General features: G+C 67.3%; 11 protein-coding genes and 2 pseudogenes. 9 read left to right on the top strand and 4 right to left on the bottom strand.

Going from position 1 to position 15,688, the window contains the following annotated elements; genetic code table 11:
• Positions 1–249 precede the first annotated feature (249 nt).
• Together XcuCFBP2542_RS05675 and XcuCFBP2542_RS05670 are read left to right on the top strand one after the other, a co-directional pair.
• Complete coding sequence (locus tag XcuCFBP2542_RS05675; RefSeq protein ID WP_104602644.1) at positions 250–2,601, top strand: DUF1631 domain-containing protein; 2,352 nt, start codon at positions 250–252, stop codon at positions 2,599–2,601.
• A gap of 133 nt (positions 2,602–2,734) precedes the next feature.
• The gene (locus tag XcuCFBP2542_RS05670) at positions 2,735–3,823 is read left to right on the top strand and encodes an NAD(P) transhydrogenase subunit alpha (RefSeq protein ID WP_104602643.1); all 1,089 of its coding nucleotides are present in this window, start codon (positions 2,735–2,737) and stop codon (positions 3,821–3,823) included.
• 125 nt (positions 3,824–3,948) lie between these two features.
• Here the strand turns inward: XcuCFBP2542_RS05670 and XcuCFBP2542_RS05665 are convergent, their stop codons facing one another.
• Genes XcuCFBP2542_RS05665 through XcuCFBP2542_RS05655 form a run of 3 tightly spaced genes read right to left on the bottom strand, consistent with a single transcriptional unit; the run spans position 3,949 to position 5,338 of the window.
• Positions 3,949–4,428, bottom strand: coding sequence for a DUF3106 domain-containing protein (locus XcuCFBP2542_RS05665; RefSeq protein ID WP_104602720.1), 480 nt, complete (start codon positions 4,426–4,428; stop codon positions 3,949–3,951).
• Positions 4,429–4,433: 5 nt separating this feature from the next.
• Positions 4,434–4,781, bottom strand: coding sequence for a hypothetical protein (locus tag XcuCFBP2542_RS05660; RefSeq protein ID WP_104602642.1), 348 nt, complete (start codon positions 4,779–4,781; stop codon positions 4,434–4,436).
• Positions 4,778–5,338 carry an RNA polymerase sigma factor gene (locus tag XcuCFBP2542_RS05655; protein WP_104602641.1) on the bottom strand — a complete coding sequence of 187 codons (561 nt, stop codon included), beginning with the start codon at positions 5,336–5,338 and terminating at the stop codon, positions 4,778–4,780. Before XcuCFBP2542_RS05655 ends, XcuCFBP2542_RS05660 begins: the two co-directional genes overlap by 4 nt.
• A 114-nt stretch (positions 5,339–5,452) precedes the next feature.
• Between XcuCFBP2542_RS05655 and XcuCFBP2542_RS05650 the strand changes: the two genes are divergently transcribed.
• Both XcuCFBP2542_RS05650 and XcuCFBP2542_RS05645 read left to right on the top strand, forming a co-directional pair.
• Positions 5,453–5,761, top strand: a complete 309-nt coding sequence (locus XcuCFBP2542_RS05650) for an NAD(P) transhydrogenase subunit alpha part 2 (protein WP_104602640.1) — start codon at positions 5,453–5,455, stop codon at positions 5,759–5,761.
• Positions 5,758–7,215 carry an NAD(P)(+) transhydrogenase (Re/Si-specific) subunit beta gene (locus XcuCFBP2542_RS05645; protein WP_104602639.1) on the top strand — a complete coding sequence of 486 codons (1,458 nt, stop codon included), beginning with the start codon at positions 5,758–5,760 and terminating at the stop codon, positions 7,213–7,215. Before XcuCFBP2542_RS05650 ends, XcuCFBP2542_RS05645 begins: the two co-directional genes overlap by 4 nt.
• Positions 7,216–7,751: 536 nt before the next feature.
• Here XcuCFBP2542_RS05645 and XcuCFBP2542_RS05640 read toward each other — a convergent pair.
• Positions 7,752–8,171 (bottom strand): hypothetical protein, encoded by a 420-nt coding sequence (locus tag XcuCFBP2542_RS05640; RefSeq protein WP_104602638.1) that lies wholly within the window; start codon positions 8,169–8,171, stop codon positions 7,752–7,754.
• A gap of 174 nt (positions 8,172–8,345) precedes the next feature.
• Between XcuCFBP2542_RS05640 and sufT the strand changes: the two genes are divergently transcribed.
• The 5 genes and pseudogenes from sufT (at position 8,346) to XcuCFBP2542_RS05615 (ending at position 15,645) form a co-directional block, all read left to right on the top strand.
• Positions 8,346–8,900, top strand: a complete 555-nt coding sequence (gene sufT / locus XcuCFBP2542_RS05635) for a putative Fe-S cluster assembly protein SufT (protein ID WP_104602637.1) — start codon at positions 8,346–8,348, stop codon at positions 8,898–8,900.
• A 65-nt stretch (positions 8,901–8,965) separates the two neighbouring features.
• Entirely contained in the window at positions 8,966–10,051 is a 1,086-nt protein-coding gene (locus tag XcuCFBP2542_RS05630) for a branched-chain amino acid aminotransferase (protein ID WP_104602636.1), read from the top strand.
• 324 nt (positions 10,052–10,375) lie between these two features.
• A pseudogene (locus tag XcuCFBP2542_RS05625) lies at positions 10,376–11,949 on the top strand (S8 family serine peptidase).
• Positions 11,950–12,212: 263 nt separating this feature from the next.
• Positions 12,213–13,612: pseudogene (locus XcuCFBP2542_RS05620) on the top strand (S8 family peptidase); the annotation flags it as partial.
• Between the two features lie 335 nt (positions 13,613–13,947).
• On the top strand, positions 13,948–15,645 hold the full coding sequence (locus tag XcuCFBP2542_RS05615) for a S8 family peptidase (RefSeq protein WP_104602635.1): 1,698 nt from the start codon (positions 13,948–13,950) through the stop codon (positions 15,643–15,645).
• Positions 15,646–15,688 lie beyond the last annotated feature (43 nt).

Here is a 15,688-nt window from a genome sequence, read left to right as displayed (position 1 = left end):
GCTGGACAGGGCGTGTCGAACGCTTAACCCCGACCCGGGTATAACCGTGCGTGGCAGGCTCCACCATGGCGTTGCGAGCTAGGATGGAAAGAGAAAACGCTATCCCTGGACGGTCACGAGTAAAGTGAGATATTCGTCACACTTAGCGAGCGAGCGAAACGCCTACCATGCTGTAGCGGAAGTTGGGGCCGCGTCTGTTTCTTTTCGTTCTGAAATTTTCACGCCTGCAGAGGCGGGGAGCCTTTGCGCATGACCTTCCAGCCCAGTCCGTCGGGACACCCGGGCCGTGACCAACGCTTGCTCGTGCAGGCGCACGACGTGTTCGTGCCGCCGCTCGTGCAGGTATTTGCAGCTGCCGTTGCACATTTCGACGATGTGCTGTTCGATCGTGCCGAATCGGCCGGCAGCTCGCAATTGCTGTTTCTGGATGGCATGCGCGAATTGCGGCGCAAGCGCGAGGACGTGGCGCGGCAATTCCGGCAACAACTGGAGGACGGCTGGCAGGCGCTGCTGCTGGGAACGCCGTTGTCGGCCGAGGTGGTGCTGGCGGGTGAGCTGGGTGCCGGTCCGTTGAGCCTGGTGCCCGAACACGTACTCGAATCGCGGCTGGCGGTGCGCAACCTGGCGACCGTGCTGCTGCGCGATTTCAAGCAGGTGCTGGCGCGCGTGAATCGCCGTCTGGGCTGGATCGCCGGTGGCCTGGAGTTGGTGGCCGATACCAATCCGTTCGGGCCGGAGCATCTGGGCGTGGCGATCCACGAAGCCTTCGCCACCTGCGACCTGGCGCCGGAAGTGCGCCTGGTACTCATCAAGCTGTGCGAGCGCGATCTGGCCGAGCCGATCGGCAAGCTCTACGCGCGCCTGGACGAAACCTTGGTCAAGGCGGGGGTGATGCCAGAAATTTCCCAGCCCAGGCGCGTCCCTTCGCCACGCATGCCGGCACCTGACGCCATGGCGGAGCCGCAGTCGGAAACCACGCACGCCGGCGCAGGCGAGGGCGAGGATCCGAACGATCAGTACGCGCCGGCTTGGGCCAATCGCTTTCTGGATCGCTGGGCGCACAGCCGTGGACGCATGCAGGCGGCCGCGCAGCGCGGCCATGCAGAGGGCGTTGGCGGCGGCATGGACGGCGGTGACGCCGATCATCCCGGCGGTAGCCAGGGCATGTTGCTGGATGCATTGCACGAACTGTTGCGGCAGACCCGCACCGCGCGCGACAGCGCCGCTTCCGCTGCCTCGGTGGCAGTGGGGCAGCAGCGCCCGTTGAGCCAGCGCGAGATGATGTCGGTGCTGTCGCTGCTGCAGGCCACACCCAGCACGACCCTGCAGGCAGCGATCGGCGACGACAACGAATCGCTCGCGCAGCGGTTGAAGAACGAAGTCCTCAACAGCGCCACGCGGCTGGGCGTGGACCCGGCCACCGCCAAACTCGATCCGATGGACGAAGATGCCATCGATCTGGTCGGCATGCTGTTCGACGTGATGCTGGACGAACGTGACCTGGAGAACCGCTCGCGCGAGATGATCGGCCGGTTGGTGGTGCCCTTCATCAAGGTCGCGCTGCTGGATCGCAAGATGTTCGTGCAGAAGACCCACCCGGCACGGCGCCTGCTCAATTCGCTGGCCGAGGCGTGCGAGGGCAATACCGGCGACAGCGCTGCAGAGCGCGTGTTGATGGGCAAGGTGGAGGAAATCGTCGACCGGTTGGTGGCCGAATTCAACGAGAACCTGGCGATCTTCCTGACCCTGGAAGAGGAATTCCGCGATTTTCTGTCGCAGCACCGCCGGCGGGTGGAGATCGCCGAACGTCGTGCCACTGAAACCCAGCGTGGCCAGGAAAAGCTTGAACTGGCGCGTGGCCGCGCACTGGCGGAATTGGTGCAACGGGTGCCCGAGGGCGCGGACCTGCCGCGGGCGGTGGAGGAGTTCCTGCGCCAGCCGTGGCTGCATCATCTGACCATGGCGATCCTGCGCGACGGCGAGGATGGCCCGGGCACGCTGGAAGCGCTGGCGCTGGCCGACGGGATGCTGGAAGAACTGGGCCAGGCACGCCGCTATATCATCGGCAAGCCGTGGTTGCAGGTCTGGCAGCCGGCCCTGCACCGTGTGTTTGCCAGCGTGGGCCTGCATGGCGATGCGACGGTGGTGGCCATCACCGCGCTGCACGACACCTTGCAGGCGATCGCCGAGGCCCGCCCGGATCTGGAAAAGGCGCTGCCGGAACTGCCGCAGGTCAACCTGCCGCCGCCGGCGACCGAAAGCGTCAGCGTGGTGCTGGGGGCCGACGCGGCGGCACAGGGCATCGACAGCGCCGACGCCGAGCGCTTCCGCGCGATGGATATCGGTACCTGGCTGGATTTCGTCGACAAGGACGGCAAGGTGCAGGCGGGCAAGCTGTCGTGGGTGAGCCCGATCTCGCAGCGATTGTTGTTCGTCAACCGGCGCGGCGTGCGCTTCTGTGTGGCCTCGCCGGAAGAACTGGCGGTGATGGTGCGGCTGGGGCGCCTGCGCGAGCACATCAACGACGGCGCGTTCGACAGCGCGATGCAGGGCGTGATCGACCGGCTGGATCCGCTGCACACCAACAGCACGGTGCACTGAGCGCGCTACCGTCTGTCGCTGTGGCGTTGACCGCTATGGCTGTTGCGTGGATGGGCCGGGGGCGCAGCGACGCCAGCGCGCACCGCGCGCTCTGCTAGCATCGCCGCTACTGGAGCGCGAGACCGGAGCAACCATGGCTGTGCAGGTGCTGGTGCTGAAAGAACGGGCGGCAGGCGAACGCCGGGTGGCCGCGACGCCGGAAACGGTCAAGAAGATGGTCGCGCTCGGCGCCCACGTCTGGATCGAGCCGGACGCCGGTCGCGCCAGCGCCATGGACGATGCCGCGTATGTGGCCGCCGGTGCGCAGCCTGCCGACGCGCAGACGCTGGCGCAGGCCGACGTCCTGCTTTGCGTGCAGGCACCGCCCACCGAGTTGCTGTTGCAATGCAAGGTGCAGGCGGTGGTGATCGGCATGCTTGCACCCGATGCCGACCCTGCCCGCGCGCAGGCGATTGCCGGGCGCGAGCTGATCGCGTTTGCATTGGAGCGGCTGCCGCGTACCACCCGCGCGCAGGCGATGGACGTGCTGAGTTCGCAGGCGGGCATGGCCGGCTACAAGGCGGTGCTGATCGCCGCGCAACTGGCGCCGCGCTTCTTTCCAATGCTGACCACCGCGGCAGGCACCCTGCGCCCGTGCAAGGTGCTGGTGATCGGTGCCGGTGTGGCGGGCCTGCAGGCGATTGCCACCGCCAAGCGGCTGGGCGCGCAGGTGGAAGGCTTTGACGTGCGGCCGGAAACGCGCGAACAGATCGCCTCGTTGGGCGCACGCTTTCTGGATCTGGGCGTCAGCGCCGCCGGCGAAGGCGGCTATGCGCGCCAGCTGACCGACGATGAACGCGCCGAACAGCAGCGCCGCCTGGCCGACCACCTCAAGGGCGTGGACGTGGTGGTGTGCACTGCGGCGGTGCCCGGGCGGCCCGCGCCGAAGATCGTGACCATCGACATGGTGCGTGGCATGCGCGCTGGCAGCGTGATCGTGGATCTGGCCGCGGAAACCGGCGGCAATTGCGCCGCCACGCGCGCGGGCGAAACCTATGAGCTGGACGGCGTGACGATTGCCGGCCCGCTGAATCTGGCCAGCCAGGGCGCGGTGCACGCCAGTGAGATGTTCGCGCGCAACGTCCATGCGTTCGTGGCCTTGTTGCTCAAGGACGGCGCCCTGGCATTTGATTGGGGCGATGAGTTGCTCGCCAAGACGCGGTGGTCGGCGCCGACGGGGTAGTCCGGCCAATCGGTTGCCCGCAACGTCGAACCTGCCGTCTGTTTGTAGGAGCGTGCCTGCGCGCGACGGCGCGTTACCGGGAATGCCCGCCGCGCTCGGGCGCGCTCCTACGACGGGGGGGCGGGTCAATCCTCCGTGGGCGGATGCGCGCGCAGCCAGGTGCTGCGTTCGGCCGGGCTCATCGTCTGCCAGCGTTGCTGTAGTGCATTGCGCTGTTGGGGAGTGAGCGTGCGCATGCGGTCGAACAAGGTCCTGGCTTCGCGGCGTTGCTCCGGGCTCATGTTGCGGAAGCGGTCCATGCCGGCCTTGGCCTGCTTGCGCTGCTCGGGCGTCATGTCCAGCCAGCGGCGGGCGTGGCGATACATCCGCGGGCGCTCTTCGGGCACGTCGTTCCAGCGCTCGCGCAAGGCGTCGATCAGCACCTGACGCTGTGGCGGGCTGAGCTGGTCCCAATCGGGCATCGAGGTCTGGTTGCGCGCGCCGGGGCCGTGCGGTCCGGGACCATCCAGCGGCTTCGGACCCGGTGGCTGGTCCTGTGCCAGCAACGGCGCACATGGCCCGGCGCAGAGCAACAGGGTCAACAGCAGGCGGGTGATGCGGGTCATCGTGCTCATTCCATGGCCAGGGCGGTGTTGGACCCGAGCCAGACGTACAGGTCCGGGTCCTGGGTGAGAAGGTCGTCGGTTTCGGTGCTCGCGGTAGTGTCGGCGAGCGCCTGGGTGGGCGGCGGCTGCGGCGTGGTGTGGTCGCCGGGCCGCAGTTGCAGGCCGATCCCGACCGCCAGCAACGCCGAGCAGGCGGTGGCCAGCAGCCAATGGCCGCGGCGCAAGCGCGCGGCGGGCGCCTGGCGGGCCTGGCGCAGGCGCGCCAGTGTCTGCGGCGGCAGGCTGTCGAGGGCGTTGGCGTGCAGCTGGCGCAGCTGCGCATCGAACTGGGCCGGATCGTGGGAGCGGTTCACAGGAAATCCTCAAACTGTTTTTGCAGCGCATCGCGGGCGCGCGACAGGTGCGTCTTGACCGAGCCTTCGGAGCAGCCCATCGCCTTGGCGGTGGTGGCCACGTCCAGATCCTCCAGCACGCGCAGGGTGAAGGCTTCGCGCTGGCGTGCCGGCAGGCCGCGCAGCGCGTGGACCAGCCGCTGATAAGCCTGCTGGTGTTGCTGTTGCCCGGCCGGGCCGACGCCGGGGTCGGCCCAGTCGATGTGACCTTCGTCATCGCTGCGCTCGGCTGGCGCCCAGAACTTCAAACGAAAGCTGCGCCGGCGCTGCAGGTCGATGATGCGGCTGCGCAGGATGCTCCAGAACAGCGGCGTCCATTCTTCGGCCGGGCGCTCGCGGTAACCGAGCAGCTTCACCATGGCGTCCTGCACGGCATCCAGCGCGTCTTCGCGATGACGCAGGCCGGCCTCGGCAAAGCGGAACGCACGCGGGCCGATGCCGGCCAGGAAGGCATCCAGCGACACGGGGGCGGCGGCCGGGGCCGCAGGCTGCGGATCGAAAGGGGTTCCCACCAGCACAGCGTAGCTTCCGCGAGGACGATACGACGTCAACGGCTGAGTGACGGTTCGGTTGACACGCCCGCTGGATGGGTATGATCGGCAGGGCCGCACCGGCCAGTGGAGCGATCGACCATGAGTGACGGTTTCGTAGCGCTGTACATCTTCATGCTGGCGGCCATCGCTGGCCACGTCATCATCTCGCGGGTGCCGGTGATCCTGCATACGCCGCTGATGTCCGGGTCCAACTTCATCCATGGCATCGTGCTGATCGGGGCGATGGTGGTGCTGGGACATGCCGATACCACGCTGGAGAAGGCGCTGGGCTTCGTGGCCGTGGCGCTGGGCGCGGGCAATGCCGCCGGCGGCTACGTGGTGACCGAGCGCATGCTGGACATGTTCAAGCCCAGCCGTCGCAAGCCGCCGGGCGGGGAGGCGTCGTGAACGTGTCCACTCCCGAGTTGTTGTCGTGGCTGGTCAAATCCAGCTACCTGGTGGCCGCCACCTTGTTCCTGCTGGGCCTGCAACGCATGGCCTCGCCACTGACCGCGCGCAGCGGCATCCGCTGGGCCGGGCTGGGCATGCTGATCGCCACGGTCGCCACGTTCTTCCTGCCCGAATTGCACAACGTGCCGCTGATCCTGGCGGCGCTGGCGATCGGTACCGGGGTGGCGTGGTGGTCGGCCAGGAAGGTGGCCATCACCGACATGCCGCAGATGGTGGCGCTGTACAACGGCATGGGCGGCGGCTCGGCGGCGGCGATCGGGGCGGTGGAACTGCTGCGGTTTTCGTTCCTTGCCAACCGCGACACCGCGCACTGGAGCGCGCAGGCCATCGCCGAACTGGCCGCACGGCGGCCGGACACCACCACCGTGGTGCTGGCGGTGATCGGCTCGGCAATCGGTGCGGTGTCCTTGTCCGGTTCGATCATCGCCTGGGCCAAGCTCGACGGACGGCTCGACCGGCGGGTGACCTTCCCCGGCCAGCAGGTCTTCAATCTGGTGGTGGCACTGGCGGGAGTGGTGCTCGGCATCTGGGCGGCGAGCAGCCTGCAGCCGGCGGCGATCATCGGCTTCTTCGTAGTGGCGCTGGCGCTGGGCGTGCTGATGACGCTGCCGATCGGTGGCGCCGACATGCCGGTGGTGATCTCGCTGTACAACGCCTTCACCGGGCTGGCAGTGGCGTTCGAAGGTTATGTGCTGGGCAACGAAGCGCTCATCATCGCCGGCATGATGGTGGGCGCGGCCGGCATCCTGCTGACGCGGCTGATGGCCAAGGCGATGAACCGGCCGATCAGCGGCGTGCTGTTTTCCAACTTCGGCGGGGGCGGGCAGGCGCAGGACATCAGCGGCGCGCAAAAACCCATCGAGGCCGGCGACGTGGCCGCGATGATGGCCTTCGCCGAGCGGGTGGTGATCGTGCCCGGCTACGGCATGGCGGTGGCGCAGGCGCAGCACAAGATCTGGGAGCTGGCGCAGCGGCTGATCGCACGCGGGGTCAAGGTGACGTTCGCGATCCATCCGGTGGCCGGGCGCATGCCCGGGCATATGAACGTGCTGCTGGCCGAAGCCGGCGTGCCCTACGACCTGATCGCCGACATGGACGACATCAATCCGGAATTCGCCAGCACCGACGTCTCGCTGGTGATCGGCGCCAACGACGTGGTCAACCCGGTGGCCAGGACCGACCCGGCCAGCCCGATCTACGGCATGCCGATCCTGGACGTGGTCAATTCACGCAACACCGTGGTCATCAAGCGCGGCAAGGGGACCGGATTTGCCGGCATCGAGAACGCGCTGTTCTACGCCGACAATACCCGCATGCTCTATGGCGACGGGGCCGAGGCGGCAGGCGCGCTGGTCAGCGAGTTGAAGGCGCTGGATGGGGGCGGGCATTGAGCGTTTGGTGTATTGCGGTCGCGCTCGACTGCGCAGGTGACAAGCCAACGGTCGGTCGGGTGTGCGCCGTGGTGTTGCCAGGTGCGCTCAGATGCCCGGATCACACGTCCTGTGCGTCGAGTGCGCGGTGCCCTCACCGCCTGCGGGACACGCCGTGAATCCATCCATGCAGGCTCGATGGCGGCATCCCTGCCGCCAACGGTCCCGCAAGCGGCGAGGAGACCGCACGTGGACGGTCGCTCGGTTGAAACGCTGCACACCGACCAACGTGACTTGGTCCTTGCCCGCCCACCGTCGCGGGACCTTACGCGGCATGGATGCCGCGTAAGAGCCTACAGGGACGTACTTGCGGCGTGTCCTGCGATGGTGGGCGGGCAAGGGCCCCGCAGCAAGCACGCAGCGCTTTCCCAGATATCGCTGAGTGGTCGCAAACCAGCAACGATGGCGTTTGAGGAGCCACGTCACGCGAAACGGCACGGGTGACGCATCAGCGTCAATCAACTCCTGGGTTGGCGACTGCAACGGCCGCACCCGAGTCAGCGCGCGGCCCACCATGCCAGCACCAGCGCGGCGGCGTAGCACAGCAGGTCGAAGCCGTTGGTGGCCAGTTGCAGCAGGGTCCAGGCCAGGTGGGGGCCCATTTTCTGCGCCGAATCCCATGGGTCCAGGCCCAGCGGCCCGCCGAACTGCGCCGAGGCGATGCCCCAATTGGCACCGACGATGACCAGCGCGGTTGCCGCCACCGCCATGCCGATCCGCAACGGGCCGCGACGCAGGGTGCCCAGGCGCAGCATCCAGGCCGCCTCCAGCGCGACCAGCACCGCCATCCAGCCGGCCTGGTTGCCGAGCGTCAGGGCGATGAGCAGCCAGGCGATGAGCGCGGTGGCGCATCCCAGCAGCAGGAGCGGGGGCCAGAGCCAGTGGACGGTTCTGGCGGACGCGGAAGTGGGCGGCATTGGAGCTCCTGGCAGTGCCGACATGATAGAGCGCATCGCATACGTTGCGCCGCCCTGCATGCCCGGATGGAATGCAGCGTCGCTGCCAGTTGCTGCGGTCGCCAGGGCCGGCGTCGCCGCGCTCGGCTAGAATGGCCGACTTGCGCGCGTCCGGCGCGGCCCCATATCCAGCCCATGTATTCCCGTAGCAGCGAACCCGTCCAGTTCGAACGCGATTGCGATGCCGTCATGGTGCCGCAGGGCGATTCGGTGACCCTGCCCGCCGGCAGTTACGGCTATATCACCCAGGCGCTTGGTGGCAGCTATACCGTATTTGTCGAAGGCAATCTGTTCCGCATTGCCGGCAAGGACGGCGATGCGATCGGCAAGCAAGCCCCGCCGGGGCTGGAGCTGCCCGACAACGCCAGTGACGAGGAGGTCGAAGCGCTGGTGTGGCAGCAGCTGCGCACCTGCTTCGACCCGGAGATTCCGTTCAATATCGTCGATCTGGGCCTGGTGTACGAAGCGGTGCTGGGCCATCGCGAGGAAGATCGCCAGCGGCGGGTGGACGTCAAGATGACGCTCACCGCGCCCGGCTGCGGCATGGGCGAGATTCTGGTCGACGACGTGCGCAGCAAGCTGGAAATGATTCCGACCATTGCCGAGGCCGATGTCGAGCTGGTGTTCGACCCGCCATGGGGCCGGCATATGATGTCCGAAGCGGCCCGTCTCGAGACCGGCATGCTCTGATCGCCAGGCGCCATGTCCACCGATGTGGCGCCGCGTCCTCTCGCCCGCCATACAGGAATCTTCCGGTGTCCGTGTCCTTCGCTTCCACCCGTTCCCCATCGCCGCGCACGGCCGACGAACTGTCCGTGATCCTCGCCGCGCCCGGCTTCGGGCTGCATTTCACCGACCACATGGTCGCCATCTCCTGGAGCAGCGAGCAGGGCTGGCATGACGCGCAGGTGCGCGCCTACGGCCCGCTGCAGCTGGATCCGGCTGCCTCGGTGCTGCATTACGGCCAGGAGATCTTCGAAGGCATCAAGGCCTACCGGCATGCCGATGGGTCGATCTGGACCTTCCGCCCTGACGCCAATGGCGCGCGCCTGCAGCGCTCCGCGCGGCGTCTGGCGCTGCCGGAACTGCCGGTGGACCTGTTTGTCGAATCGCTGCGCCAGCTGGTGGCCGTGGATGGCGGCTGGGTGCCGTCGGCACCGGAAACCAGCCTGTATTTCCGCCCCTTCATGATTGCCGATGAGGCCTTCCTGGGCGTGCGCGCCGCGCACAAGGCCTCGTACTACGTGATCGCCAGCCCGGCCGGCCCGTATTTCGCCAAGGGCGTGGCGCCGGTATCGATCTGGTTGTCCACCGAGTACGCGCGTGCTGCCAAGGGCGGCACCGGCGCGGCCAAGTGTGGTGGCAACTACGCCGCTTCCCTGCTGCCGCAGCAAAAGGCCCAGGCCCAGGGCTGCTCGCAGGTGCTGTTCCTGGACCCGGTGGAAGGCAAGTACATCGAAGAGCTGGGCGGCATGAACGTGTTCCTGGTCTACAAGGACGGCACGCTGGTGACGCCGGAATTGTCCGGCAGCATCCTGGAAGGCATCACCCGCGACAGCATCCTGCAGCTGGCCCGCGACCGTGGTATGCGCGTGGTCGAGCGCAAGGTCGCCATCGACGAGTGGAAGCAGGGCGTGGCCTCCGGCGAGATCGCCGAGGTGTTCGCCTGTGGCACGGCGGCGGTGGTCACCCCGATCGGCGAGCTCAAGGGCGAGGGATTTGCGGTCGGCAATCTCGCCGCGCCGGCGGGCGAAGTCACCATGTCGTTACGCCAGGAGCTGACCGACATCCAGTACGGGCGCCTCCCGGACCGCCACGGCTGGTTGGTACGTTTGTCCTAAACCAGCGCTCGACGGCACAAAACAGGCCTCCGCGTGTCAGCGCGGGGGCTTTTTTGTGCTCAATTCGATCGCTATGCAGCAAAGACAGCCTAACCAAGTCGCCTGAATGGGCGAAGCGGGCTGAACATGACTGCCGTGTGTCACAGATTGGCAAATTAGTTTCTGGAAATGCCAATTATGTATTGTTCGGTTCGCTTCAAGTGGGTTAGGTTCGCTGAACGGATCGATAACAAAAGGGGCGATCCGGGGCTCGGCACCAAACAGTACAGATGTTGCCGATTACACCGCCACGGCGGCTATCTTTTTGATCTGGAAGGGAATTCGATGTCGAACGCAGCTCTGCACACGCGCCGTCGCGTGCTCACCATCGCCAGCGCCACCGCGCTGACCTCCCTGGTGCTGGCCACCCCGGCCTTTGCCGGCGAGGTCTACCTGGATGGCCTGGCCAGTGCCCCGACCCACCAGAAATTCATCGTGACCTACAAGGACGGCGCCACCGCGCTGGCCAACCCCACCGCCCTGGGCACCTCGCTGCGTGCCGCCGCGCGGGCGATGCCGGCCAGGGCCGGCAAGGCGCTGGGCCTGAACCCGGTCCGCCGCCTGGCGCTGGGACCGGAGCTGGTCAAGACCGATCGCGCGCTGGATCGTGTCGAAGCCGAGGCGCTGATGCGCCAGCTGGCCGCAGATCCGAGCGTGCAGGCCGTGGAAGTGGACCAGCTGCTGCACGCCACGCTGACCCCCAACGACGCCCGCCTGTCCGAGCAGTGGGCATTTGGCACCACCAATGCCGGCCTCAACATCCGCTCGGCCTGGGACAAGTCCTCCGGTGCCAATGTGGTGGTGGCGGTGATCGATACCGGCATTACCAACCATCCGGACCTGAACGCGAACATGCTGCCGGGCTATGACTTCATCACCGATGCCAGCACCGCGCGCGACGGTGACGGGCGTGACAGCAACGCTGCCGACGAAGGCGACTGGAACTCGACGTCGGGCTGTGCCATTTCCAATTCCAGCTGGCACGGCACCCATGTCGCCGGCACGGTGGCGGCAGTGACCAACAACACCACCGGCGTAGCGGGTACTGCCTTCAATGCCAAGGTGGTACCGGTGCGCGTGCTGGCAATGGCGCGGTTTCGCGTGGTACCACCGTGGTAGCGGCAGCCGGCAACAGTTCGGTCAATGTCTCCACCGCGTTGCCGGCCAATTGCAACAACGTGATCGCGGTGGCGGCCACCACCACGGCCGGCGCCCGGGCCAGTTATTCCAACTTCGGTGCCGGGATCGATGTGTCCGCACCAGGCTCGGGGATCCTGTCCACGCTCAATAGCGGCACCACCACGCCAGGCAACGCCAGCTATGCGTCCTACGATGGCACCTCGATGGCGGCGCCGCATGTGGCCGGCGTGGTTGCTCTGGTGCAGTCGGTCGCTCCGGCGCCATTGACGCCCGCGGCGGTGGAAACCCTGCTGAAGAACACGGCGCGGGCACTGCCGGGTGCGTGTTCGGGCGGTTGCGGTGCTGGCATCGTCAATGCCGATGCCGCGGTGACAGCGGCGCGCGACGGCGAGAATGGTGGTGGCGGTGGTGGTGGCAACACCCTCAGCAATGGCACCCCGGTCACGGGGCTGACCGCAGCGACGGGCGCAGAGCTGAACTACACCATCACCGTGCCCGCCGGCAGCGGCACGCTGACGGTAGCCATCAGTGGCGGTAGCGGCGATGCGGATCTGTATGTCCGTGCCGGCAGTGCGCCGACCGACACCGCCTACGCCTGCCGGCCGTTTCTCGACGGCAATACTGAAACCTGCAACATCAGTGCACCCTCGGGAACCTATTTCGTGCGCGTCAAGGCCTTCAGCACGTTCTCCGGTGTAACCCTCAGGGCCAGCTACTAAGGCTCGCCGCCGCACACGGGCGCTGCCCACCGGCCTGGCCGGCAGGTGCAGCGCGCCGTCACTGATGACTTCGCGATGTGCTGCCCACGCCTGTCACCTCGACAGGTGCAGGCAGGGCATTGCCCGCTGGCCGGATGCCATTGGCCAGTGGTCGAAGGGGCGTCGCCGCCCAACCCGTTTTTCCGGCCCGATCCGCCGCTGCGGCACGGGATCGGCTACTTGCCGCAGCTGCGGCACCACTTGCTAGAGAGAGGAACGTTTCAATGTCCAATGTGTCGCAACGTCGCGCATCTGCGCGCGGCCTGGTCGTGCTGGGTGTTTCCGCGCTGACGTCCCTGCTGGCCGTGCCGGCGTTCGCCGGCCAGGTCACAATCTGTCGGGGCTTGATTCGCAGCCCACGCTGGATCGCTTCATCGTCAAGTACAAGGACGGCAGCAGCCCGGCGGTGAGTCCTGCTTCGATGCGTGCGTCGTTGACCTCGGTGGCCAGCGCAGTTCCTGCACGGGCCGGTCGCGCGCAGGGCCTGAACCATGTGCGCCGTACCGCGCTGGGTTCGGAAGTGCTCAAGACCACCCGTGGGCTGGACCGTGCCGAGGCCGAGACGCTGATGCGCCGCATCGCCGCCGACCCGAGTGTCGACTACGTCGAAGTCGACCAGATCCTGTACCCCACGCTGACCCCGAACGACCCGCGCCTGTCCGAGCAATGGGGCTTTGGCACCACCGCGGCGGGCATCAACGTGCGCCCGGCCTGGGACACCGCCACCGGCACCGGTGTGGTCGTTGCCGTCATCGACACCGGCATCACCAGCCACCCGGACCTCAACTCCAACGTCCTGCCGGGCTATGACTTCATCAGTGATGCCACGCGTGCCCGTGACAACAATGGCCGCGACAACAACCCGGCCGACCAGGGCGACTGGACCGTGGCCAATGAGTGCTTCTCCGGCTCACCGGCCTCCAACTCGAGCTGGCACGGCACTCATGTCGCCGGCACGGTTGCCGCGCTGACCAACAACAGCACCGGTGTTGCCGGTACCGCGTTCAATGCGCGGATCCTGCCGATCCGTGTGCTGGGCCGGTGTGGTGGCTCCACCTCCGATATCGCCGATGCGATCGTGTGGGCGTCTGGTGGTTCGGTTTCCGGCGTGCCCGCCAATGCCAACCCGGCCGAGGTCATCAATATGTCGCTGGGCGGCAGCGGCGCCTGTTCCGGCACCACCCAGAGCGCCATCAATTCAGCCGTGTCGCGTGGCACCACGTTGGTGGTGGCTGCCGGCAATAGCAATGCCAACGTGTCCACCGCCAACCCGGCCAACTGCGCCAACGTGATCGCGGTAGCATCGATCACCTCCAGCGGCGCGCGTTCGAACTTCTCCAACTTCGGCGCGGGCATCGATATCGCCGCTCCGGGTTCGGCCATCCTGTCGACCTTGAACACTGGCACCACCACCCCAGGCTCGGCCAGCTACGCCAGCTACAACGGCACCTCGATGGCGGCGCCTCATGTGGCCGGCGTGGTGGCGCTGGTGCAGTCGGCGGCCAGCCGTCCGCTGACTCCGGCGGCGGTGGAGACCCTGCTGAAGAACACCGCCCGTCCGCTGCCGGGCGCCTGCTCGGGCGGCTGCGGTGCCGGCATCGTCAACGCGGCCGGCGCGGTCAGCCAGACCCCGTAACGCCACACGGACGGCGCGATGCCGGCACGGTTGCCGGCATCGTCGTCGGGCCGGTCCCGACCGGTCTGTCGGTGTCTTGAAGTCCACACTGCCCCGCTTCGGCGGGGCAGTGTGCGTTTCGGGTATCGGTGATTGTTGGGCAACAGGCTGCCGGTCTTGGTGATGGCTGAACAAAACGTCGGTGGATTGCCTGGGCGCGCTTCAGCGCCGGGTGCCACACGCCGATAGCCATCGCATGTGAGGCGTGGCCGTATCCAGCCGCCACACGATCGGGCAGGGCGCCTTGCCTTGCGGATTCCAGGTCCTTGGGGAGGGATTGATCCATGTCGCATCCATCGGTTGGCGTGCTGCGCCGCGCCGTCGTCTTCTGTGCACTGTCTTGTACGTTTCACGCCGCTGCGGGCGAGGTCAGTCTGCAAGGGCTGGGGTCCAATACCACGCACCAGCGCTTCATCGTCAGCTATACCAATCGCGTCGGCAGCAGCCGTGACACCGGGCTGTCTGCGCCGTGGAGCGAGATTGCCCGTGCCGTACCTGCACGGCAGGGGCGCGCACTGGGTCTGTCGGCCACGCGCCGCCTGAGTACCGGGCCGATGCTGTTGGTGGCCGACCGCACGCTTGATCGGGTGGATGCCGAAAGCCTGATGCGGCGGCTTGCTGCCGACCCGGCGGTCAAACGGGTGGAAGTGGATGTCCTGATGCGCCCGTTGCTGGTGCCCAACGACCCCGGCCTTCCGCAGCAATGGGCGATGGGCACCAGCAACGCCGGCCTCAACATCCGCCCGGCCTGGGACCGTTCCACCGGCAAGGGCATCGTGGTGGCGGTGATCGATACCGGCATCACCGCACATCCTGACCTGGCCGCGAACATCCTGCCTGGCTACGACTTCATCACCGATCCGGGCATTGCCCGCGACGGCAATGCGCGCGATGCGAACGCCGCCGACCAGGGCGACTGGACAGCCGCGAACGAATGCGGGTCCGGTGCGTCCGCGTCCAGCTCCAGCTGGCACGGCACCCATGTGGCCGGCATCGTCGCCGCCGTCGGCAACAACAGCGCCGGCGTGGTCGGTACCGCGTTCAACGCCAGGCTGCTGCCGCTGCGGGTGCTGGGCCGGTGTGGCGGCTACCTGTCCGATATCGCCGATGCCATCGTCTGGGCAGCGGGCGGCAAGGTGACCGGGCTGCCTGCCAATCCGAATCCTGCCACGGTGATCAATCTGTCGCTGGGCGGCTACGGCAGTTGCTCGGCGACGATGAGTAACGCCATTGCCGCCGCGGTGAGCCGTGGCAGTTCGGTGGTGGTGGCCGCGGGCAACAGCAACATGGATGTCTCCACCAGCGTGCCGGCCAACTGCCCGAACGTGATCGCGGTGGCGGCCACCACCTCGGCCGGTGCAAAGGCCAGTTTTTCCAACTTCGGCAAGGGCGTGGATATCGCGGCGCCGGGCCAGGCCATCGTTTCCACGCTCAACAGCGGCACCACGGTACCGGGCAATGCGGCGTATGCGACGTACAGCGGAACCTCGATGGCCGCACCGCATGTGGCCGGGGTGGTGGCGTTGATGCAGTCGGTGGCCTTGAACCCGCTCACGCCGGCAACGGTCAAGGCCTTGCTCAAGAGCAGCGCACGTCCATTACCGGTGGCCTGCACCCAGGGCTGCGGCGCAGGGCTGGTGAACGCCGACGCAGCACTGGCAGCGGTGATCGAATCGACTACGCTGGCCCGCAATGTGGCGCGCACGGGGGTGAGCGCGGCGCAGTCGGACGTGGTGTATTACCAGGTCAACGTACCGGCCGGCACGCGCGCGCTGAAAGTGACGCTGGGCGGCGGCAGCGGCAATGCCGATCTGTCGCTGCGCGCAGGCGCGTTGCCCAGCGACAGTGCGTACAGCTGTCGCAGCACGCTGCCCGGCAATGCCGACAGCTGCACGCTGAACATGCCGGCAGCAGGGACCTACTATGTGCGGCTGAAGGCGACGCTGGCGTTCTCGGGAGTTGCTGTCACTGCGGCGTACTGAATGTTGCAAATGCACGCAGGCACAGCGCCACTGCCTGCGTGGA

It is taken from the genome of Xanthomonas cucurbitae (assembly GCF_002939885.1).
GTDB lineage: Bacteria > Pseudomonadota > Gammaproteobacteria > Xanthomonadales > Xanthomonadaceae > Xanthomonas > Xanthomonas cucurbitae.
This window is presented reverse-complemented; position numbering and strand designations above follow the sequence as displayed.